This is a genomic window from Bryocella elongata, assembly GCF_900108185.1.
Classification (GTDB): domain Bacteria; phylum Acidobacteriota; class Terriglobia; order Terriglobales; family Acidobacteriaceae; genus Granulicella; species Granulicella elongata.
In genome coordinates, this window is sequence record NZ_FNVA01000001.1 from 1,258,552 (window position 1) to 1,279,590 (window position 21,039).

A 21,039-nucleotide genomic window follows, 5' to 3' on the forward strand; every position below is an offset into this window, starting at 1 on the left:
GAACTTGCCACTTCGGTGCAGGCTGTTGATTACCAGAAAGTCGCATCCGGTCAGGCAGCACACCGGTACACTGAGGCATCGTATAGAAGTCGTCCCGGATCGAATTACTCGCGAGGAGCTGTCTCTCCGCATTCAAAGATGATCACCAGCCCACCCGAACCATCGAGCCACCAAGGGAGACCTGGCCCAGCCCTCATGCCCGTTACGATCCTTCTTATTGACGACAATGCCGTTCAGGCTGCCACACGGCAGACCATCCTCAAGCGCGCCGGTTATTTCGTGATCGCGGTACTTTCTCCCGAGCGCGCCCTCGAGCAGTTCCGCAACCAGGACTTCCCCGACACCATCAGCCTCGTGATCACCGACCACATCATGCCCGGCATGAATGGCAACGAGTTTGTGCGCAGCCTCCGCACCTTCGATCCCAGTGTTCCGGTGCTGGTCATCAGCGGCATGGTCGAGGCCGAAGAAGAGTACGAGGGGCTCAACGTCCTCTTCCGCCTCAAACCACTCCTTCCCGACAACCTTCTCGCCAGCGTGCATCGACTGGTCGACCCCAGGAGCTAGTCCACAACCTTCCCGAATACCGCCCGCCGTGTCGAGTTTGTCCTTGCGCATTCGCAACCGTGACGAGCCTCACACGGCGGGTATGTCGTTCTCTGCGACAATAAGAATCGAAGGAACGGCAAAGAATGCATCCCATGCCTTATTTCGGCAGCGCTGCGATTCTCGTAGCGCTCGGTCTGGCAGTTTACTCACTGCTGGCAGGCACCATTGGCCTCTACGCGCTCGCAAAGAATCGCCCACTCGCGATTCCGGCGGAGCGCCTCCGCGAGACCTCGCGACGCGCCGGCATCATGACCTTCGTCTGCATCTCCTGCGCGGCCTTCGCGCTGGTGTGGGCGGCGTTCACCGACGACTACTCGGTCGACTACATCCTGCACCACACGAACCACGCGCTGCCCTGGTACTACAAGTTCTCCGCGCTCTGGTCCGGCCAGGAAGGCTCGCTGGTTCTCTGGGCATGGCTCCTCTCGGCGTATGGGTTCGTCCTGCGCCTTCGCCACAAGACCGACATCACGCTGCACGCCTACGCCTCGACGATCCTGTCCGGCATCCAGATCTTCTTCTTCTCGCTGCTGGTCTTTGCCGCACCACCGTTCGCCTTCGCGCCCGGTCCGCTCCAGCCGGATGGCTTCGGCCTGAACCCCCTGCTGCAGTATCCCGAGATGGTCATCCATCCGCCGATGCTGTACCTCGGCTACGTGGGCTTCAGCATCCCCTTCGCCTTCGCGCTCGGCGCCCTGATGATGCGCTACCCCGGCGACAAGTGGATTCACATCACCCGCCGCTGGACGATGGTCACCTGGCTCTTCCTCACCTGCGGCATCGTGCTCGGCATGCACTGGGCCTACGCTGTCCTCGGCTGGGGCGGCTACTGGGGATGGGACCCGGTCGAGAACGCTTCACTGCTTCCCTGGCTCGCCGGCACGGCCTTCCTGCACTCGGTCATGATGCAGGAGAAACGCGGCATGCTGAAGACCTGGAACATGTGGCTGATCTTCGTCACCTTCATGCTCTCGATCCTCGGCACGCTGCTTACACGCTCCGGCCTCGTCAGCTCCGTCCACGCCTTCGCGCAGAGCTCCATCGGCACGTACTTCGCCTGGTTCCTCGTCGTGGTCTTCGCCGTCTGCCTCTTCACCTTCTTCCTGCAGCGTGATCACCTCAAGACCGAGAACCACCTCGAGAGCTTCGTCAGCCGCGAGGCCAGCTTCCTGTTCAACAACTGGATTCTGCTGCTCTCCTGCTTCGTCGTCCTCTGGGGAACTCTCTTCCCTGTCATCAGCGAGTACGTCAACGGCACCAAGACCACCGTCGGACCTCCGTACTACAACCGCGTCATGGTCCCGATCGGGCTCTTCCTGATCTTCCTCACCGGTGTCGGCCCACTCCTCGCCTGGCGTGCCACATCCGTCAAGGCCATCCGCCGCAACTTCGTCCTTCCCTGCATCGCCGTCATCGGCACGGCCATCATCCTGATGATCTCCGGCGTCCAGCCCTGGAAGGATGAATCCGCCCAGACCAGCATCTACGCTCTTGTCTGCATGGCACTTTCCGCTGGCGTCATCACCGCCATCACGGCCGAGTTCCTGCGTGGCGCCGCCGTCCTCCACCAGCAGACCGGCAAGAACCTGGCCAGCTCGGCGATCCTGCTAACCCGTCGCAATACAAGACGCTACGGCGGATACATCATCCACTTCGGCATCGTTGTCATGTTCATCGGACTCGCCGGCGGAGCCTTCAACCAGTCCAAGGAGATGGAGATGAGCTTCGGCGACTCCGTCCAGATCGGCTCCTGGAAGCTGGTCTGCAAATCCTTCTCGCAGGACTCCAATCCGAACTACGACACCAGCTATGCGCTAATGGACGTCTTCCACAACGGCAAGTACGTCACCCGCCTCACGCCCGAGCGCCGCTTCTATACCGCAAGCCAGCAGCCCTCGACGATGGTCGCGATCCACTCCACACTCGCCCGCGACCTCTACGTCGTCTATGAGGGCCAGAACCCCGATACCCAGCGCCCGATCATCAAGATCTTCCTCAACCCGCTGGTCAACTGGATCTGGCTTGGCGTCGTGGTCGTCGTCTTCGGAACATTCATCGCATTGGTGCCGCCACTGATCCCGGGCAAGATCCGGCAGACGGCATCGGATCCCCGCCTCGCCACCGACCCCACCGGAATCGGTGCGGGGCCGGCCTACGCGGCGAAATCAAGTCTCGGGCCCGACGGCCTGCCCGCTAAACTCCCTGGGGCAAACCATGCCTAAGGCCCTGCATCGCATTCTTGGGATCGTGCTGGCCGCGGTCTTCGCTTTCACCATGCTGGGCGCAGGCGACGAGACCACCCGGCTCGACCACATTGGACATCAGCTCGTCTGCCAGTGCGGCTGCGGGCAGATCCTCTCCGAGTGCAACCACGTCAACTGCCCTGTCTCAGGGCCCATGCTGACGGAGCTTCGCACCCAGATCGCCCTCGGTAGCCCCGACAAGGCGATCCTGGACTCCTTCATGGCCAAATATGGGCCGATCGTGCTGGCTTCGCCCATGCGTGGGGGCTTCGATAATGTCGCGTGGATCGCACCCTGGATTCTCGCAGCAGGTGGCTTGTTAGTTATCGTTTTCGTTTTGCGCTATTGGTATAGTCGGCACCATCAGCTTGCACATTCCAATGAACTTCCAGGACCGGCAAGTGATGCAACTCGTAACCGTATCCGCCAGGAAACAACAGACGACATCGACTAGGCGGCGCGGATCTTCAACCCTGATAACCCTCTCCCCGGGAACGGTACGAAGCCGGATCCCATGACACGAATCGAACTACTTCGCATTGTGATCGGTCGCGCGCGCGCCAACGGATTCGAGTTCCGGCGCTGGTACGTATCCCGCCTCGGCCTCCCGTGGATCAGCACGGACGCCGCCCTCACAGCCCTCGACGCGCAGCGACGTTACTACGCCCTTCTCTTCAACCACGAGTTTGCCCGAAGCTTCTGGAAGCCCGGTGAAGAGATCACTTTTACCATTGCCGCCAGCAGCTTCGACCGCATCATGCCCGATGGTTCCGTCGCCCAGGTCAATCGCAAGCCCTACATCCGCCGCAGCGCTCGCCGGGACGCCTGGCGCTATCACCTGCAGCAGATGGCTCTTGCCGAAGAGCCCCTCCGCTACGTCCGCAAGTACATGCACGTGGCCGATGACGTCGAGGAGGATACCCTCCCCGAGCTCTCCTCGCTCGAAGGGCACCCACTCGAAGAGGACCTTATGGCGACTGGAACGGGACATTCTTCCGCTCCCAAGCTCTCTGTCGTCCCTTCGCGCGAACCAGCATCCCTTGATGCCACGGTGAAGAGCCGCAAGCCGGTCCACACCGCGCCCAAGCTCCAGTCCGCACATATCAAAACCGCGAGCCGCGGAGGTCGCAGCAAACCGATGGACCGCCCCTTGCCGACAGATCTTCCCGCGTTCCTTCGCAGGCCCCCGCACTCCCGCTAACCCGCCACAAAGCAAGATCGCCGTACGTCTCAGGAAGGTTCGATTCTTCCTGGCGTGCGGCGATGATCTGCATTGCCCGTGAGAGATCCGGCTCCTAGCTTCCGCCGGCCATCTCCTTGAGCGCGCGCTCGGCTGCCTTCTTCGTCTTCGGGATTGGATCGTGCGCCAGCGTGGCTTTGTACTCGGTCTGCGCCTCGTCCAGCTTGCCAATCTTCCGCGCCGATTCCGCCAGCATGAAGTGCGCTTCGGGATCGTCCGCCTCCGTGGCGACCGCGTCCCGCGCCCGCAGGTAGGCTCCGCGCCAGTTGCCGCCGTCCCGGTAAAACGAAGCGACCTGCAGATCCTCCGCCACCCGCTCATCAGCCGTCTGCGGCTTGGCGGCCGGCGCCTCACGCTTCGACCGCCGCGACGCTGCCCTCGCCCGGGCAGCATTATCGTCTGCCTGGTAGGGGTCGGCGGTGTCCTGGTTTGGCCCCAACTGCTTCATCGCGTCGGGATCGTTCGAGCTGCTGGACGACGAACTTGAGGTCGACTCCCCGGAGCTGCCCGCGTCCCGCAGCGGGCCCGGGTTCGAGCCCTGCGAACCTGCCGGAGCACCCGCTCCCGGCGCCGGAGTATCGGGAGTTTCGCCTGGGAAAGGAAACCGCTTCGAAGCCGGAGCATTCGGGTTGCTGCCGCCATCGACGCCCGGGGCAGGCGTGCCCTGCTGCGTTGGAGCCTGGGTATCGGCACCCGGCAAAGAAGCATCCGAGGAGTCTCCCGGATACGGAAACTTCTGCGCCGCGTTCTTCGAGGCAGGCGTGTCCGGGCGCGGCGTCGACGGAGGATTTGCACACTCCGGCACCGAGACGGTCTTGCCGTTCTCGTCCGTCATCGTACAGCTGCCCGTCCGCTGCGCCGGCTGCTGCGGCACGCTCTGCGCCCCGCAAGCCACGACACCCGCAACAGACCCAGCCGCCAGCGCGACCCGCAACAACCAACCGCGACGATGCATTACGCTCCTCATACGTATTTAGACGATTGCAATGGGATTCAGGGACGCGTTGCCGCCAAGCTCTGAGTGTTCCAGATTTAGACTGTGCTCCAAAAACGAAGATGAGCGTCTGCCACGAGGGTGGATATGAGCTTCCGATCTACTTCGTCCGGCAATGATGATCTCGAAGCTGCTTCCATCGCTCGATTCCGAAGTTTTTTCGCTTCGTTGAGAAATTGGTCCAGCGACCACACCCCCGAACGAACCTCAATTAGATAGTCCCGTTCCGGACGAGGAAGTGTGATCGTACCTTGTTCCATAAGCTCTATACATTCGAGATATAACCGAAGGCAATGCATAGCAGCCTTGGTGTCGTAACCGAATTGGCCAATGTATTCAGGGCGCTGGCCCTTGCTCCCGTGACCTTTCTCGCCTGTAATCCGCTGTCGCTGATTCTCGGCGAAACCAAGGAACTGTTCCGCCGATTTCCGTGAAAGAAATACCGATTTGCGTTCCTGCAGATGGGTCCAGACAGGCAGGCTGGTCGCTGTCGCATCGGCGAAGATGAAGTGCAATGCCGTCGCATTCCCTTTTGCGGCCAGCGCTGCCCAACGTCGGAGGGAATACAGCGTGAGGTCGACATCTTCTGGCCCATTGCGCCTCGCATCGCTGGCCGTCGACCAAACAAAATGATCCACAGGATCCAATCCCAACGCGAGGGACGGTGGTTCGACAAAAATCCCGTAGACATCGAGATCGTCGGTCGCTCCGACCTTCGCTCCATGAAGCTCCGAGCCACCGATGAAGAGGTGAACGATGCTCTCAGGAGCATCGAACCCAGACCTCACCACCTCGTTCATCAATGGACCGGACAGCAAGCTACCTCACAGGTACCACGGAATATTCACCACCACGATGCGCTGGTTGCCCTTCAGCAGCAGCAGCAGCTTCAGCAGCTGCACGCGCTGGTTATGCAGCAGGTTCTCCCACCAGTGACGCACCACGAGTTCGGGCAGCAGCACAGCGATCTTGCGCCCCGGGTTCTCATCCTCCAGCTTCAGGACGTAATCCATCAGCGGCGACAGGATGGTTCGGAAGCTGGACTTCACCGTGATCAGCTCAGGCTCCTGGATACCATGCTCGCGCACCGGCTTCAGGACCATCTCTTCCCACACCAGCCCAAGCGCATCGGCGTCGTCCGAGTCCACGTGCACCACCTTGACGATGGGGCTCATGAGCAGGCCAAAGCGCATCGCCTTCTCCGTGATCTTGTCCCAGCGCGCCATCGGAATCACGACGATCGGCTGCTCCAGCCCGGTCAGGCGCAGCGGCGTCGGATCCTCTGTCTCCCGCTTCACGCGCACGTAATGCTTCTTTACCGCGTGCATCGTCAGGATCAGGATCGGGATCAGCAGCGTCGTGACCCACGCGCCGTACATGAACTTCGTCACCAGGATGACGATCAGCGTGATACCCGTCGCGATCGATCCCAGGCCATTGATGGCCATCTTCAGATGCCGGTGCGGCGCATCCATCGTCTTGTGCCAGTGGCGAACCATGCCCGCCTGCGACAACGTGAACGCGAGGAAGGCGCCCATCGCATACAGCGGAATCAATCGATCCGTCACGCCATCGAACAGGATCAGGATTAGCGCGGTGAATCCACACAGCGCATAGATACCGTGCGAGAACAGCAGGCGGCGGCCCTTCAGCAGGAACACGTGCGGCAGGTAGTCCTTCGCCGCGATGGCGCGGGCCATGCGCGGAAAGTCCGCAAACGCCGTGTTCGCGCTGAAGCTCAACGCCGCCAGCACGGAGCCCATGGTCAGCAGATAGAACCAGCCGCGGCCGAAGACCGCTGCAACCTCAATCGAGAGCACGCTCTGGTAGTGGCTGTCGCCCGAATCCATCGCCGTCACGCCATACGCCTTGGCCACGTACGCCAGGCCGAACAGCAGCACGATCAGGATGGAGATGATGATCGTCAGCGTGCGGTTCGCGAGCACGCTGCGCGGCTCCTTGAACGCCGTCACACCGTTCGATACGGCCTCAACGCCGGTCATCGCAGCGCAACCATTCGAGAAAGCTTTCATGATGCAGAAGACCAGCAGCCAGCCCGACAGATGCTCGATCTTGCTCACGTCCTGCGGCGGAGGAGCCGAAAGCGCGATCGGATGGCCGTGAGCCCTCCAGATGTCGAAGAAGCCGACGCCCACCGTGTACAGCAGCGTACCGACGAACAGAACCGTCGGCAGCATGAAGGCGACGCCGGATTCCTTCACGCCGCGCATGTTCACGCCCGCGATGATCACCAGGATGATCAGGCAGAGGATCAGCTGATGGTTGTGGAGGTCTTCCCCGAAGCGCGTTCCCTGCCCAGCGGAAACCAGCGCGGTCACACCAGCGGAGATGCCCACCGCCGCCGTCAGGATGTAGTCGATCATCAGCGCCGCAGCCGCCAGCAGGCCCGCCTGGTCTCCCAGGTTTTCGCTCGCGACCGTAAACGACCCGCCGCCGTTCGGATACGCGACGATCGTCTGCCTGTAGCTGAAGTAGAGGATGACCAGCAGCGTCAGGATGCACGCGAAGATCGGCATCAGGTAATGCTGAACACCGAAGAAGCCCAGTGGGAGCAGCAGCGCCATGGCCGACTCCGGGCCGTATGCCGCGCTCGTTAGACCATCCAGACCAAAGATAGGAACACCGGCCGCCACGCCGATGTGTTCCGCGTGTTGCTCGCTGGTTGCCAGCGGCTTTCCAAATAAAACGTCAAAAACACTCATGCGAGAAGCATTCCCTCGAATAGCGCCATAAGGCGCACCGTTAGATATCCTACGCCTGTCTGTCAAATCGTTGACATGTCTTGCGATTCGCGAGGGCTTCTCTGTGGATTCCTCGAACACGCGGTCGCAAATGCGTCAGCCGGCACAAAAGAGCCCCCGCAACTGCGGAGGCTCTTTTGAAAATCGTCTCGTCAGACATCCTCAGGTCTATGCGTGCACCTTGAGGAAGATGATGACGAAGGTGAACAGCGCCAACGACTCGATGAACGCCAGACCGAGAATCAGGAAGATGAAGATGCCAGGACGCGCACCCGGGTTACGCGCGAGAGCCTCGGTGGCAGAGGCGGTCGCCTTGCCCTGGCCGAGACCGCAGAGACCGGCCGCTAGCGCCATGCCCAGACCAGCTGCGAGGGGAACCCACTGGGCAGCAGCATCGCTACCCTGACCGAACGCCGGAACCGCGATCAAAAGAGCGGCCAGCGACATGAACAGATATTGCAACTTACGCATTGTGACTCCATGCTCCCGTAGTCTTCGCCTTCCAGTGGGTGGTTGAGGCTCACCGTGCTGGCCCCCTCACGCTTGAAGGCGGGGTACACACCGCGGAAGGGAGCTCCCACCGCGAGATCTTGAATTGAGTGGTCAGAGGTCAGTGCGTAGTGAGTAGAAGGCCTTTGCCGTTCTCTACTCTCTACTCACTGCCCTCTACTCACTGCCTAGTGGTCGTGCGATACCGCCATCGACAGGTAAATGCACGCCAGCAGGAAGAACACATACGCCTGGATCACCGCCACGCCAAGGTGGAGGCCCAGGAACACCAGCGGGATACCCACCGGGATCAGCGAGAAGAACGCGAGCGTCAACAGATCGCCGGCGAACATGTTCGCGTAAAGTCGCACCGTCAGCGAGAGGACGCGCGCAAAGTGCGAGATGATCTCGATCGGCAGCATCAGCCAGCTGATCCACCACACCGGCCCCAGGAACTGCTTGATGTAGCCAAAGCCGTTCACGCGGATGCCATGGTAGTGGTAGTACAGGAACACCGAGATCGCAAGACCCAGCGGCACGACCACGTCAGCGGTCGGCGACTCGAAGCCCGGGACCAGGCCCAGCAGGTTCGAGAGCAGAATGAACAGGACCAGCGCCGTGAGGAAGCTCGCGAAGCGCTCGTGCCCATGGCCGATGATCTGCGACGACTGATCGTCCACAAACTCATCCGTAAGCTCCGCCAGATGCTGAAATGCGCCCGGCTTCTCCACGCTGAGCGACGTCCGAATCGCGAGGAAGTATCCCACCAGGACGACGAAGATCAGAAGCTCCATCGCGAAGGTGTTGTTGATGGGCGCAGCAGGATTCGCCGGGGCCACATGTACCGCACGCAGCAGCGCATCCACCGGGCCAGCGAGAACTTGATTCAGAGCCTTGGTAACAAACAATTGATTCAGCATATCCGTCCGTCCTGGAGGGCTTCGAGATGCTGCCGGGGCCACACGCGGATTCCCGGTCGCTGGCCCAAAACCAGCCTCAAACCGTCCACGCCTTTACCAGCCGGAGAGCCTCAATGACTAGCGCGAACACACCCAGCGCCAGACCTGCGGCGAGCGCGTACACACTTCCATCCAGATACCTAAGGCTAACATACAGAGCCACCACGCTTCCCCCCAGGGTGAGGAAGAAACCCACCAGCACAGGAGCCATCGGACGCACCGAAGCTGGTGCAACTCCGTCCGCCGGAACCTCCATCCGCGCCAGCGCTGCAACCATCAGCCGCAGCCACTTCCACAAGCTCGCGCCGGAGATCGCCGCACCCACCAGGAACAGCACCGCCGTCTGCCAGCCCAGCTTCCACGCCAGCACCGGAGCCGCAATCACCACCATCACAGCCAGCAGCCTCAACGACCGCAGAATCGTGCGCGTCGCGTCCGCATCCGTAAACTCAGCCAGCGGAATCATTGCCCATCCTGCTTCAGAAACTTTCGCGCCGTCGCGATGATCTGGATGAATCCACCCGCCGCACCCAGGATGATGCCCACAATCGCGATCCACGTCGTGTGAAAGTGCTTGTCCAGCAACGTGCCCAGGCCATAGCCCACCAGGCATCCCAGCGGCAGCGCGATGGCAAGCTGCAGCATCGCCTCAGCCTTTACCAGATCCTTGAGCGCGCCGCCCTGCTTGTTGTCATTCTCGTCCGCCACGTGAACCAAACTATCACCAACCCATCTGGAAGCCCCCTCACGCCTCACTCACCTGCCACCTCGCACCTCTACAGCTCCGCCGCAAAGCAAAAGGGCACCGCCCTCGCGACGCCCTCTCTTACTTGCCGCTCAAGGAAGGCGCCTAGAACCTCTCACCGACCAGCTCTTCGCTCTTCGTCCAAAGCGCCTGGGCCTTTAACGGGTCGAGCGCATAGTCATACACGCCCTGCCCCAGGCCCATGATCTGCGTAGTGCTCGGCACGATGGGGCTCACATGGCAGTCCTCGCAATACCGCCCGCCAACCTCCTGCGGTTCACCCACGAAACCCGCCCACACCGACGTAGCCGCGCCCTGCGGAATCGTCTTCCACTCGAACGGCCCCAGCCCTGCCTCTGCACGCTGTGCATTGATCTGCGCGATCCGATCCGCAGCCCAGCCCTCAGGCAGGTGCCGCGTCAGCTCCGTCGCAATCCCTCCCGGATGCACCGCCGTCGCCCGCACACCCCGCGCCTTGTGCCTGCGGTCGAACTCCACTGCGAACTGGATGTTCGCCGTCTTCGACCGCCCATACGCCACCCACGGATCGTAAGCCGTCTTGCTGAAATCGAGATCGTCCAGATCCGGCTGCGCAAACCGATGCCCCGCCGAGGACAAGCTCACCACCCGCGACCCCGGCCGCAGCAGCGGCGCAATCCGGTTGATCAGCACAAAATGCCCCAGGTGGTTGGTCCCGAACTGCGTCTCAAACCCATCCGCCGTCTTGCCGAACGGAGTCGCCATCACGCCTGCGTTGGCGATCACCACGTCGAAGAACTGTCCCGCATGCAACAGAGCATCCGCACACGCCCGCACGCTGGCCAGGTTCGCCAGATCGAGCTCGATCAGCTCCAGCGATCCTCCGCCAGCGGCCGCGGCTCCTCGTACCTCTGCCGTCGCTGCATCTGCCTTCTTCAGGTCCCGCGCCGCGCCGACCACCTGCGCCCCATGCGTCGCCAGCGCTCGCGCCGTCTCCACGCCCAGCCCGGCCGATACACCGGTCACCAGCACGCGCATTCCATCCAGCCGCACACCCTCCAACACGTCCTCGGTGGTCGACTTCAATCCAAATTGCTGCATCGTCGCGTTTGCCATCTGAGTTTCCTCCTCGCGGAGGGCGCTTCCGGCGGGCCTGCTCGCTTGCGGCCGCTTGACTCCGGGAGCTGCACCCCGTAAAACGGAGAGTGTCTCCGCTTAGGAGTACTATAACCGGAGATACTCTCCGTTTACAAGGGGAGCAGCACCAATTTCATGACCGAAGCCGCCAAACCCGCCCCCCGCAAGCTCCGCGCCGACGCCAAACGCAACCGGGACGCCATCCTGCTCGTCGCCCGCGAGGCCTTCACCCGCTCCGGCATGGACATCGCCGAGGTCTCCCTCGACGACATCGCCAAGCAGGCAGGAATCGGCTCCGGCACCCTCTACCGCCACTTCGCGAATCGCGACGAGCTGCTCGAGGCCGTCTACCTCGCTGAGGTCCAGCGCCTCGCCGAGACCGCCGACATCTTCGACCAGACCTTGCCTCCGATCGAGGCCGTCCGCCGCTGGATGCTGCTCTTCATCGACTACATCGCCACCAAGAAGATCATCGCGCCCGCGCTGAACAACGTCGCCGGCGGCCCGCAACGCATCTTCGCCAACACCGGTACGCTCATCTACGGAGCCATCGGCAAGCTGGTCAACCGCGCCATAGCCATGGGCGAGATGCGCGCCGACGTGCAGTCCGTGGACCTGCTCAAAGCGCTCGTCGGCGTCTCCTACCTCGCCAACACTCCCGACTGGCACGAGACCGCCACCCGCCTCGTAGACATCCTGCTGCTCGGCTCCCGCCCCTAGCGATCTCCCCCTGTTCCCCGCACAATCCGGGTGCCCCCATCTCGCTTCTGAGATGTGGGTTGGCAGGATGCTGAAGGGGGGACACCGCTCCCGCCGCTATACTCGACAACTGAAGACTTTCCCAAGCGAGACAAGATTTTGCCCCAGTTCGACAGCAACTTTGAAGAGAAGCTCTTCGCCGAGCGCCAGGAAAAGCTGGCCCGCATCGCCGCGCTGGCCACCGGCCCCGACGCCACGCCCGCCCAACTCCAGGCCGCCCGCTACCCCAACAGCTTCCCCTTCACGATCAACGTCCCCGACCTGCGCGCTGCGGGCGATCCTAAGACCGGCGAAGAGCTCGAAGCCTCGCCCATCCCCGCCGCCATCACCGGCCGCGTCATGGCGCATCGCTCCCAGGGCAAGGCCGGCTTCGCGGTGCTCCAGCAGAATGGTACCCGCCTCCAGATCTACGTCCGCAAAGACGACGTCGGCAGCAGCCCTGAGCAGGCTCAAGCCCTCTTCGACCTCTACAAGCTCCTCGACCTCGGCGACATCGTCGGTGTGCGCGGCACCCTCATGCGTACCCGCACCGGAGAACTCACCCTCCACGCCCGTGCCATCGACATCCAGCCCGGCCAGCCCGCGCTCGTACTCCTCACCAAGTCCATGCTCGCCCTGCCGGACAAGTACTCCGGCCTCGAAGACATCGAGACCCGCTACCGCCGCCGCTACGTCGACCTCATCATGAACTCCGGCGCGCAGGCGAAGCCTGCACCCTCCGCAGATGTGTCATCTCGACCGGAGTCGGAGCAAAGCGCAGACGCAGTGGAGAGACCTGCATCTCCGCCCACACCCGACACCCAACAACCAACACCCGACACCGAGCTCAACGTCCGCGCCACCTTCGTCAAGCGAGCCGCCGTCCTCCGCGCCATCCGCACCTTCTTTGACGCGCGCGGCTACCTCGAAGTCGAGACGCCCATGCTCCACCCCGTCGCCGGCGGCGCCACAGCGCGCCCCTTCACCACCCACCACAACGCGCTGGACATGCCGCTCTACCTGCGCATCGCGCCCGAGCTCTATCTGAAGCGGCTGGTGGTTGGCGGATTAGATCGCGTCTACGAGATCAATCGCAACTTCCGCAACGAAGGCGTCAGCCCCCGCCACAACCCCGAATTCACCATGCTCGAGTTCTACCAGGCCTACGCGAACTACCACGACCTGATGGACCTCACCCAGGAGCTCATCACCGACGTCTCCAAGGAAGTGAACGGGACAACCATCGCCAAGTTCCCACTACCCCAAGGCCCCCGCGCCGGCGAGTGGGTCGAGATCGACCTCGCAAACTGGCAGAAGCTGTCCATGCGCGAGGCGATCATCAAGTTCTGGCCAGCATCAGCCGGAACGCCACCAACACTCGAAAGCATCACAACACAACTGGATCACTGCCTTCACAATGCGAGTAAGAGCATGGAAGCTTATCTTGAAAATTTTTCTGAGGGCGACCAGTATGACGAAGCGCAATTAGTAGCAGACGATCCAGAGGCGCTCCAGAGCTTGCGGGAGGTATTTGAACTACGTCGCAGAACTCGCGAACTCCAAAGATCGCTCAAGCAAATCTTCGATAAGCACCTTAGAGACGGAAGCAACAAGGCGTACTCGGACATTTTTGAGTTATTCGCCGAAGAGCACCTCATCCAGCCCACGATCATCTACGACTTCCCTCTCGCCGTCTCGCCGCTCTCCAAAGTCAAGCCCGACGAGCCCGAATGGACCGAGCGATTCGAGTTCTACATCGGTGGCTTCGAGGTCGGCAACGCCTTCTCCGAGCTCAACGATCCCGTCGACCAGGAAGGCCGCTTCAACGACCAGCTGGCGCAAAAGGCCGCCGGTGACGACGAAGCCATGGGCGAGATGGACTCGGACTACGTGCGCGCGCTGGGCTACGGTCTGCCTCCGACCGCCGGCGAAGGCATCGGCATCGACCGCCTCACCATGATCCTCACCGGCTCCCGTTCCATCCGCGACGTCATCCTCTTCCCCCTCATGCGCCCAGAGAAGAAAGACGCGGAGAAGTCCGAGCTGGAAAAGGAATCCGACGCCTCCCACGGCGAATCCGCCGAGTAGCCGCAAGACTCCGGGTGCCCCGGGTCCCTCGAGGGACCCGGGCGAACTCGCCACAGCGGCCCGTGGCCCATCTTCTCAACGCTGGGTGGCCCATCCTTTCGCGTCCTTTGCGAAAGGGTGGGGTATCGTTCCGGCAGCGACCCGATCGCCTCGGAAACCTGAAGCTGTTTCCGACTGCACCGACAGCACAGACTACCCCTTTGCCATCAATACGTTACAGGCAAACATTGGGCATGAGCGGCTTCACGGGAACTCCTCGAGTAAGACCTTTCCCATGAAGATTTTGCAGACACCCGGGGGGAGGGGGGGACCCGTCACCCGAGCAAATCCGCATCCACCCGCTCCAGCAGCGTCGCGCTCATCTCCGGATGCATCTTCCGCCCAAACAAACACTCCGACGCGCGCAGCCGCTCAAAATCTTCCTCGTCCAACGTCCGCGGAAGCTTCGGATTGGGCCGCTCCCAGTCGATGTAGTGGATCGCCCTGCCATCAATCCGCTCCCGAAACGGTGAGTTCGCCAGCATCGTCTGGATCATCGCTTCATCCGGAATGAAGACGTAGCGGAAGTAGCGTTCCAGCGCAGGATGCGAGCGGCGATAGCTGTCGATCCATTCCACAGCAGCCCGCGAAAGCGCCCACCATTGCGAGCCGCCATGCGGCTCCCAGCCCTTGTAGAACCGCCTCCGCAACGGGATATGCAATGTGCGGCTGCGGAAGTTCACGGTAAGGTGTAGCACTCGCGCCATCGCCTGAAACTGCCCGCCCTGCGGCGTCCAGCGATTGGGCTTGTCCAGCGGAAACGCCTCGACGAACTCCGCTCCCGCATGCTGAGCGAAGAAGGCAGCAATCTCCTGCGGTCGCTTGATGGGATAGTCCTGCCCGGAGAGCAGCACCGCATAGTCGAACGGCTTCCCACTAGCGAGCACCGTCGAGATGCAGGCGAAAGCCGCCTCCATGATGCCGTACGTGCCCCAGTAGCATCGCTTGCGCGGCGCGAGCAGCACATCATGCACCGTCACCGCATAAGCGGCCAACTCGTCATAGACAGCCGCATCGGCGCGGGCATCAATGTGCACCACGAAGATGCTGGCCGAAGGCCGCAACCGCTCGATCATGCGAATGATCTGCCCCGGATGAGCATGTCCGAGGATCAGGTACGCCAGCTGCACGAGGAGCCCCCTTCGCGATGCGATGCTACCGCGACGGTATCGCGACTACTGCACCCGTGACACTGACCCGGCGGTTGTAGCCTGAAGAACCTCATGCACGAGGCGCACGCCTTCGAGCGTCGTCTCGCGTTCCAACTCCCCCCCGAGCGCGAGCCGCAGAGCGCGCTCGGGCTTCAATCCGGGCGGAGTAAAGCCGTCCGCGGGACTGACGATGACACCCCGCTCGAGGCAGCGGCGCGACACTTCGAGTGCCGTGACCTCACTCTCTTCCGGCAGACAGACCCACAGATGCCACGCGCACGCGGGCCCCGCGCTGGCGGCATCGCCCAGGATCTCCCTCGCCGCAGCGTTGCGCGCTCTTCCCTCCACCAGCTTCGCGTCCGCGTTGCGCTGCCACGCGCCGTCTTCGATGAGCAGCATCGCAGCCAGATTGTGGGCCAGCGAGGTGCCGGTGGTGGTGTTCTTGAGCACAGGCTCGACCGCGGAGCTGAAGCGTTCCGGCACGACGAGAAAGCCGGTGCGAGTCTGCGGAGAGATGCTCTTGGCGAGCCCTCGGAAGTAGAAGGTCCGTTCAGGTGCGAGGATGCGGAAGCTGGGTGCGGCATCGGGCACCATGTACCCGTAGGCATCGTCCTCGATGAGCAGGATGTCGTGCTTGCGTGCGACCTTAACGATCGCCTCACGGCGCTCGAGCGACATGGTGCAGCCCAGCGGGTTGTGCGCTGTGGGCATCAGGAACGCCGCCCGTACCTCGGCGTTGCGGCAGCGCTCGTCGAGTGACTCGGGGCGCATCCCTTCGGCGTCGTACGCGCATGGCACCAACTCAGAGCGCAGCATCTTCGCCTGGTCGATGATGCCGCCGTAGGTGACACGCTCGACGGCGATGCCCTTGCCCGGAAGATCGGCTGCGAACAGCGACACCAGCGCCGCATGGTGGCCACCGCAGGTGAACCACGTCAGCGCAGGATCGGAGCCAAGCCAGCGAGCCGCGCGGACGCGGAGATCGGCATCGGCTCCGCGGAAGCTGGGCCGCATCTCGACCGGGTCCTCGACATGCAGCGAGCGTACGGCGCGCTCGAGATAGGTCTGCCACTCCGCGCCCTGGGTGGGCAGGAGCGGGAAGTTCCACACGAGGTCGATGGGAGCCGCCTGGGCGCGGTCGATCATGCGAACAGAATATCGGTTCAGGCTGCGGATTCCACGGTGACCTCGGGATTCTGCTTGCGAATCGGACATCGAGCCGTAACGCACACGAGGGCGAGTTAAACTCGTAGGGTGAATATCCTTTTTGTCGGCGACGTCTTTGGCTCCGCCGGCCGGCACATCGTTCGCGAACACATCCCCCACGTCGTCGAGTCCAATGCGGTCGACCTCCTGGTCATCAACGGCGAGAACTCCGCCGGTGGCTTCGGCATTACGCCGTCCATCGCAGAGGAACTTTTTGATCTCGGCGCGCATGTCATTACCACCGGCAATCACATCTGGGACAAGAAAGAGATCTTCGACTACATGTCGGTCCCGGCAGACTCGCATGGTCGAGCCCGCCGCCTCATCCGCCCAGCAAACTATGCGGTTACGACTCCAGGCTTCGGTCTCTACGAGGGCGAGCTTTCTTCAGGCGAGAAGTATGCCGTGATCAATATGCAGGGCCGTGTCTTCATGAACAGCTGCGACGACCCGTTCCGCAAGGCGGATGAGTTGCTCGCTCAGATCGAGAAGAACTCCGGCGCGAAGGTCATCCTGGTGGACTTCCACGCCGAGGCCACCAGCGAGAAGGCTGCGCTGGGCTGGTACCTGGACGGCCGCGTCACTGCAGTCCTGGGCACGCACACCCACGTCCCCACGGCCGACAATCGCATCCTGCCGAACGGAACGGCCTACCAGACAGACGTGGGCATGAGCGGCCCGTTCGACTCGGTGATTGGCGTCGAGGTGGAGCTGGTGCTCAAGCGCTTCCTGACCGGCATGCCGGGCAAGTTCGAAGCCGCCAAGGGCAACCCCAAGATGTGCGCCACGCTGATCGAATGCGACGGCAACACGGGCCGCGCCTTTCGCACGCAGCGTTTCATGCTCGGCGAGTAACGGGCGTCCGGGCTTCGCTCAGTAGCCTCGATCGTCTGCGTGATGCCGCCGCCGCGAACCGCCGCCGGAGTACCCTCCGTAGCCGCCGGAGCCTGTCGTCCTGGCAGTTCCCGGCGGCACCACGATCACCGTGTCCGCACCGCAGGAACGCACGCCCATGCAGGCGGTCGCGTGCAGGTTTTTGTCCACGCAGAGCTGGACCTGCGTCAGGTAGTTGTTGGCGCACCCAAGGTTGTAATCCGCCGCGCTGGTTCCGGGGTTTGCCTGAACGAATCCGTTGATGATCTGGTCCGGAGACAAGCTGATCCGGCTCGATACGTCCGCGAGAGGCCCGGGGATTTTGACGGAGTTTGCCTCGCGTCGCATCGCGCTAAAGTACGCATCGGGCTGCATCCCGCTGCAAGTGCCGTGCGTCTGCCACTCATGCTGCAACAGACCCTGGTCCGGGTACAGATCGCTGTACTGTCCGGGATTGGCAGGACCGGCCGCATCGCTGCACTCTTCCGGGTAACCGCCGTCGCTGTTCTCGGGCCAAAGCCCATGCACGACGAAGCGCCGTCCGGTGGCGCACTCGGGCTTGTCGGGGTGCGAGTAGCAGAACTCCGGAGACCATGACCAGGTCAGCAGGTAATAATCGAACTGCCCCGGCGCGGCTGAACGTGCACCACCGTGGCGTTGATCGCGACGCCGCTCATTGCCCTGCGAATACCCTCCGGCAGAAGAGCTGCCGCTCTGGGCAAAGCCGTCATCGGCACGCGCTGCGGTCTTTGGCTGAGTGGCAAGATCTCCGCCCGCAGGAGCCTTGCAACCAGCCACACAAGCCGCCAAGGCCAACGCCAGGACGAATCTCGCCCCATACATCCCACACCATGTCCGCATCATGCCCTCGATATCACGCCTTAAGTAAGAATCCTACCGCGTGGATGATCGCTGCTATCGTTCCCCATCCACTTCCTCAACGGCTACACTTCCACCGTGGGGTTCCTATACGTCGACGTGACGATCCCGGTCCGCGAGAGATCGCGCGCCGGCTATAGATCGGACCGTCCCGAAGCCTCCCAATCGCCGCATGAGCGAACCGAATCCAGCACCGAACAACCTGACGCCAGCCGTGCTCGACGAGCTGCGGACGCTCGTAGGCCCGCATGGTCTTATCGCGGAGCAGAACCAGCTGCAGACCTACGAGTGCGATGGGCTGACCAACTTTCGCACGATGCCGGGTGCGGTGGTACTCCCGCGTACCACCGCGGAGGTTGCGGACGTGGTGAGCTTGTGCGCGAAGTATGCCGTGCCGTTTGTCGCCCGCGGAGCTGGCACAGGGCTGAGCGGCGGCTCGCTGCCGACGGAGCATTGCATCGTCATCGGGCTCTCGCGCCTGAACCGCATCCTGTCTGTCGATCTCGAGAACTCGCGCGTGCATGTTGAGCCGGGCGTGACCAACACCGGTGTGACGAGTGCCGTGAAGGCGGAGGGATACTTCTATGCGCCAGACCCGTCGTCGCAGACGGTGTGCACGATCGGCGGGAACCTCGCTGAGAACGCGGGCGGAGCCCATTGCCTGAAGTATGGCTTCACCACAACGCACGTCCTCGGTTGCGAGGTAGTGTTACCGAGCGGCGAAGTGATGTGGTTTGGGTCGGAACATGGCGTGGTGGATACGCCGGGCTATGACCTCGCTGGTGTGTTCATCGGCTCGGAAGGTACGCTCGGCGTTGCAACCCGCGCCGTGCTCCGCGTGCTGCGCAAGCCGGAGGCGGTGCAGACGCTCCTCGCGGCGTTCGATACCACCACTGGCGCTGCACAGACGGTGAGCGACATCATCGCGAGCGGCATGCTGCCCAGTGCGATGGAGATGATGGACCGCATCTCGATCACCGCAGCCGAAGCTGCCGTGCACGCTGGCTATCCCGAATGCACGGCTCTGTTGCTCGTGGAGCTCGATGGACCGCTCGCCGAGGTGAATGCGCAGATGGTCCAGGTGCGCGAGTTCTGCACGAAGAACGGCGCTTGGGAACAAAGGCTCGCGCAGACGGATGCCGAGCGGGCGCTCGTGTGGAAGGGTCGCAAGGCAGCCTTTGCGGCGATGGGTCGCGTCTCGCCCAACTACATCGTGCAGGACGGCGTGATCCCGCGAACCGCGTTGCCCCGCGTGCTGGCGCGTATGGATGAGATGAGCGCTGAGACGGGACTGCGCATCGCCAATGTGTTCCATGCGGGCGATGGCAATCTCCATCCGATGGTGCTGTATGACCGCACGATCGAAGGCGAAGAGGACCGTGCGTTGATCTTGAGTTATGACATCCTGCGGCTCTGCGTGGATGCCGGCGGTTCTATCACCGGCGAACATGGCGTGGGCCGCGAGAAACAGTGTGTGATGAGCTACCAGTTCCACGAGCCCGACCTCGCCACGATGCAGCGCGTACGACGCGCCTTCGATCCGCAGAACATCGCCAACCCTGAGAAGCTCTTCCCCACGCCGCGCCTGTGCGGCGAGCGCCGCCATGGAGCGTACATCCCTCACCCCGTCGAAGCAGCGGGCATCGCGGAGGTGTTCTAGTGGCTGACGTACGCGCTCTGGTCGAAGGGCCGGTCCTGCAGGAGATGATCGCTGCTCTCGGCGAAGCCCATGTGCGGCCGCTGGAGCATGCCATCGCGGTCTTCCCTGCCAACACCGACGAAGTCTCGGCGGTGATGAAGCTGTGCTCGCAGCACAAGCTCATCGTGCATGCGGTGGGCTCGGCGACGAAGCCGTGGGGCACGTATGTGGACGCTCATGTGCTGCTGCACACCAAGCGCCTTACGGGCGTGCTCGATCACAGCTGGGGTGATCTCACGGCGACCGTTGCTGCCGGAACGACGTGGCGACAGATGCAGGATGTACTCGCAGAACATGGACAGCGCGTAGCTCTTGATCCGCTGCATCCAGGCTTTGCGACAGTAGGCGGCGTGCTCGCGACCAACGATAGCGGCCTGTTGCGGATGCGCTACGGCTCGTTGCGAGATCTCGTGCTGGGCATGACGATCGTGCTGGCGGACGGGACCATCGCACGCACGGGCGGCAAGGTGGTGAAGAACGTCGCAGGCTATGATCTCCCCAAGCTGCTGACAGGAAGCTTTGGCACACTGGGCATCATCACAGAAGCGACGTTCCGGCTGCATGGGCTGCAACCGCATACCAAGGTATTCACGATTGAGTCGCAGGAGATTGCACCGCTTGCGGATTTGATGAGCGCGGTCCTGAAGAAGGGGCTCTCGGTGGAGCGCATGCAGTTGCGAAACGGCTCCCTTGCCTTCGCGCTCGATGTGGAGCTTGCATCGTTGCCGGAAGTGCTGGTCGAGCAGGAAGCAAAGCTGCGAAGCCTCGCAGGAGTGCTTGAGGTAAAGCCGGCGACCCGTGAAATCTTCAGCGCGCGGGAGGGGCTATTTGCCGGACCGCCCATCACGACCTTGAAGGTGACAGCCTTGCCGGCTAAGCTTGCGGTGCTGGTTGCGGGTTTCGCGCAACTAAACTCGCTGCCCGACCACACCTGCTATTGCATGGCCGATCCGGTCGGCATCGTGACGGCTTCGATCCGAATCGCCAACGACTATGAGCCGAAGCTGCTCTTGGAGCTGGTTACCGATCTGCGCGAGCGGCTGGCCTCGTCTGGAGGCTCGGTCACCGTGCTTACGCCGGGCGGCCTACCGTTCGAGACTGATCCATGGGGCCCGGCGCCTGCGGCGATCACCGTCATGCGTGCGATCAAGCAGGAGTTCGATCCCGAGCGGCTGCTCAACCCCGGCATCTTCGTAGGAGGCATCTAGC

At 62.6% G+C, this 21,039-nt stretch carries 20 protein-coding genes; 9 read left to right on the top strand and 11 right to left on the bottom strand.

The features are described 5' to 3' along the window. Positions 1–195 precede the first annotated feature (195 nt). From C4S68_RS05000 to C4S68_RS23350, 4 genes are all read left to right on the top strand, one after another. A complete protein-coding gene (locus tag C4S68_RS05000) occupies positions 196–567 on the top strand; it encodes a response regulator (RefSeq protein WP_103931849.1) in 372 nt (123 codons plus the stop codon). 134 nt (positions 568–701) lie between these two features. Next, positions 702–2,831, top strand: coding sequence for a heme lyase CcmF/NrfE family subunit (locus C4S68_RS05005; RefSeq protein ID WP_103932200.1), 2,130 nt, complete (start codon positions 702–704; stop codon positions 2,829–2,831). Continuing rightward, positions 2,824–3,306 carry a cytochrome c-type biogenesis protein gene (locus C4S68_RS05010; RefSeq protein WP_103931850.1) on the top strand — a complete coding sequence of 161 codons (483 nt, stop codon included), beginning with the start codon at positions 2,824–2,826 and terminating at the stop codon, positions 3,304–3,306. The genes C4S68_RS05005 and C4S68_RS05010 overlap by 8 nt, the downstream gene beginning before the upstream one ends. A 60-nt stretch (positions 3,307–3,366) precedes the next feature. Continuing rightward, the gene (locus C4S68_RS23350) at positions 3,367–4,053 is read left to right on the top strand and encodes a hypothetical protein (protein ID WP_200821471.1); all 687 of its coding nucleotides are present in this window, start codon (positions 3,367–3,369) and stop codon (positions 4,051–4,053) included. Between the two features lie 94 nt (positions 4,054–4,147). Here C4S68_RS23350 and C4S68_RS05020 read toward each other — a convergent pair whose 3' ends face one another. The 8 genes from C4S68_RS05020 to C4S68_RS05055 all read right to left on the bottom strand — a co-directional run bounded on the left by C4S68_RS05020 (position 4,148) and on the right by C4S68_RS05055 (position 11,136). Further along, a complete protein-coding gene (locus tag C4S68_RS05020) occupies positions 4,148–5,047 on the bottom strand; it encodes an outer membrane protein assembly factor BamD (RefSeq protein WP_103931851.1) in 900 nt (299 codons plus the stop codon). 77 nt (positions 5,048–5,124) lie between these two features. Beyond that, the gene (locus C4S68_RS05025) at positions 5,125–5,886 is read right to left on the bottom strand and encodes a DNA polymerase beta superfamily protein (protein ID WP_103931852.1); all 762 of its coding nucleotides are present in this window, start codon (positions 5,884–5,886) and stop codon (positions 5,125–5,127) included. Between the two features lie 24 nt (positions 5,887–5,910). Continuing rightward, positions 5,911–7,809: an APC family permease gene (locus C4S68_RS05030; RefSeq protein ID WP_103931853.1), complete on the bottom strand. Its 1,899-nt coding sequence runs from the start codon at positions 7,807–7,809 to the stop codon at positions 5,911–5,913. Between the two features lie 207 nt (positions 7,810–8,016). Then, positions 8,017–8,319: an ATP synthase F0 subunit C gene (locus tag C4S68_RS05035; protein ID WP_103931854.1), complete on the bottom strand. Its 303-nt coding sequence runs from the start codon at positions 8,317–8,319 to the stop codon at positions 8,017–8,019. Between the two features lie 206 nt (positions 8,320–8,525). Next, positions 8,526–9,257, bottom strand: a complete 732-nt coding sequence (gene atpB, locus C4S68_RS05040) for a F0F1 ATP synthase subunit A (RefSeq protein ID WP_103931855.1) — start codon at positions 9,255–9,257, stop codon at positions 8,526–8,528. Positions 9,258–9,333: 76 nt separating this feature from the next. Beyond that, positions 9,334–9,762, bottom strand: coding sequence for a hypothetical protein (locus C4S68_RS05045; RefSeq protein ID WP_103931856.1), 429 nt, complete (start codon positions 9,760–9,762; stop codon positions 9,334–9,336). Continuing rightward, entirely contained in the window at positions 9,759–10,004 is a 246-nt protein-coding gene (locus C4S68_RS05050) for an AtpZ/AtpI family protein (RefSeq protein ID WP_235011361.1), read from the bottom strand. Before C4S68_RS05050 ends, C4S68_RS05045 begins: the two co-directional genes overlap by 4 nt. A gap of 142 nt (positions 10,005–10,146) precedes the next feature. Continuing rightward, complete coding sequence (locus C4S68_RS05055; protein ID WP_103931857.1) at positions 10,147–11,136, bottom strand: SDR family NAD(P)-dependent oxidoreductase; 990 nt, start codon at positions 11,134–11,136, stop codon at positions 10,147–10,149. A 156-nt stretch (positions 11,137–11,292) separates the two neighbouring features. On the opposite strand from C4S68_RS05055, the gene C4S68_RS05060 reads away from it, so the two are divergent. Then, the gene (locus C4S68_RS05060) at positions 11,293–11,877 is read left to right on the top strand and encodes a TetR/AcrR family transcriptional regulator (protein WP_103931858.1); all 585 of its coding nucleotides are present in this window, start codon (positions 11,293–11,295) and stop codon (positions 11,875–11,877) included. A gap of 138 nt (positions 11,878–12,015) precedes the next feature. After that, positions 12,016–13,983 carry a lysine--tRNA ligase gene (locus tag C4S68_RS05065; protein WP_103931859.1) on the top strand — a complete coding sequence of 656 codons (1,968 nt, stop codon included), beginning with the start codon at positions 12,016–12,018 and terminating at the stop codon, positions 13,981–13,983. Between the two features lie 314 nt (positions 13,984–14,297). On the opposite strand, the gene C4S68_RS05070 is transcribed toward C4S68_RS05065, so the two are convergent. Then, positions 14,298–15,152, bottom strand: coding sequence for a beta-1,6-N-acetylglucosaminyltransferase (locus C4S68_RS05070; protein WP_160114995.1), 855 nt, complete (start codon positions 15,150–15,152; stop codon positions 14,298–14,300). 45 nt (positions 15,153–15,197) lie between these two features. Next, complete coding sequence (locus C4S68_RS05075) at positions 15,198–16,319, bottom strand: aminotransferase-like domain-containing protein (protein ID WP_160114996.1); 1,122 nt, start codon at positions 16,317–16,319, stop codon at positions 15,198–15,200. Between the two features lie 108 nt (positions 16,320–16,427). Between C4S68_RS05075 and C4S68_RS05080 the strand changes: the two genes are divergently transcribed. Beyond that, positions 16,428–17,234 (top strand): TIGR00282 family metallophosphoesterase, encoded by an 807-nt coding sequence (locus C4S68_RS05080; protein WP_103931862.1) that lies wholly within the window; start codon positions 16,428–16,430, stop codon positions 17,232–17,234. Positions 17,235–17,252: 18 nt separating this feature from the next. Here C4S68_RS05080 and C4S68_RS05085 read toward each other — a convergent pair whose 3' ends face one another. Continuing rightward, on the bottom strand, positions 17,253–18,050 hold the full coding sequence (locus C4S68_RS05085; RefSeq protein WP_160114997.1) for a ribonuclease T2 family protein: 798 nt from the start codon (positions 18,048–18,050) through the stop codon (positions 17,253–17,255). A gap of 253 nt (positions 18,051–18,303) precedes the next feature. Between C4S68_RS05085 and C4S68_RS05090 the strand changes: the two genes are divergently transcribed. Together C4S68_RS05090 and C4S68_RS05095 are read left to right on the top strand one after the other, a co-directional pair. Further along, positions 18,304–19,791 (top strand): FAD-linked oxidase C-terminal domain-containing protein, encoded by a 1,488-nt coding sequence (locus C4S68_RS05090; RefSeq protein WP_103931864.1) that lies wholly within the window; start codon positions 18,304–18,306, stop codon positions 19,789–19,791. Then, positions 19,791–21,038 carry an FAD-binding oxidoreductase gene (locus tag C4S68_RS05095; RefSeq protein ID WP_103931865.1) on the top strand — a complete coding sequence of 416 codons (1,248 nt, stop codon included), beginning with the start codon at positions 19,791–19,793 and terminating at the stop codon, positions 21,036–21,038. Before C4S68_RS05090 ends, C4S68_RS05095 begins: the two co-directional genes overlap by 1 nt. Position 21,039: the final 1 nt, after the last annotated feature.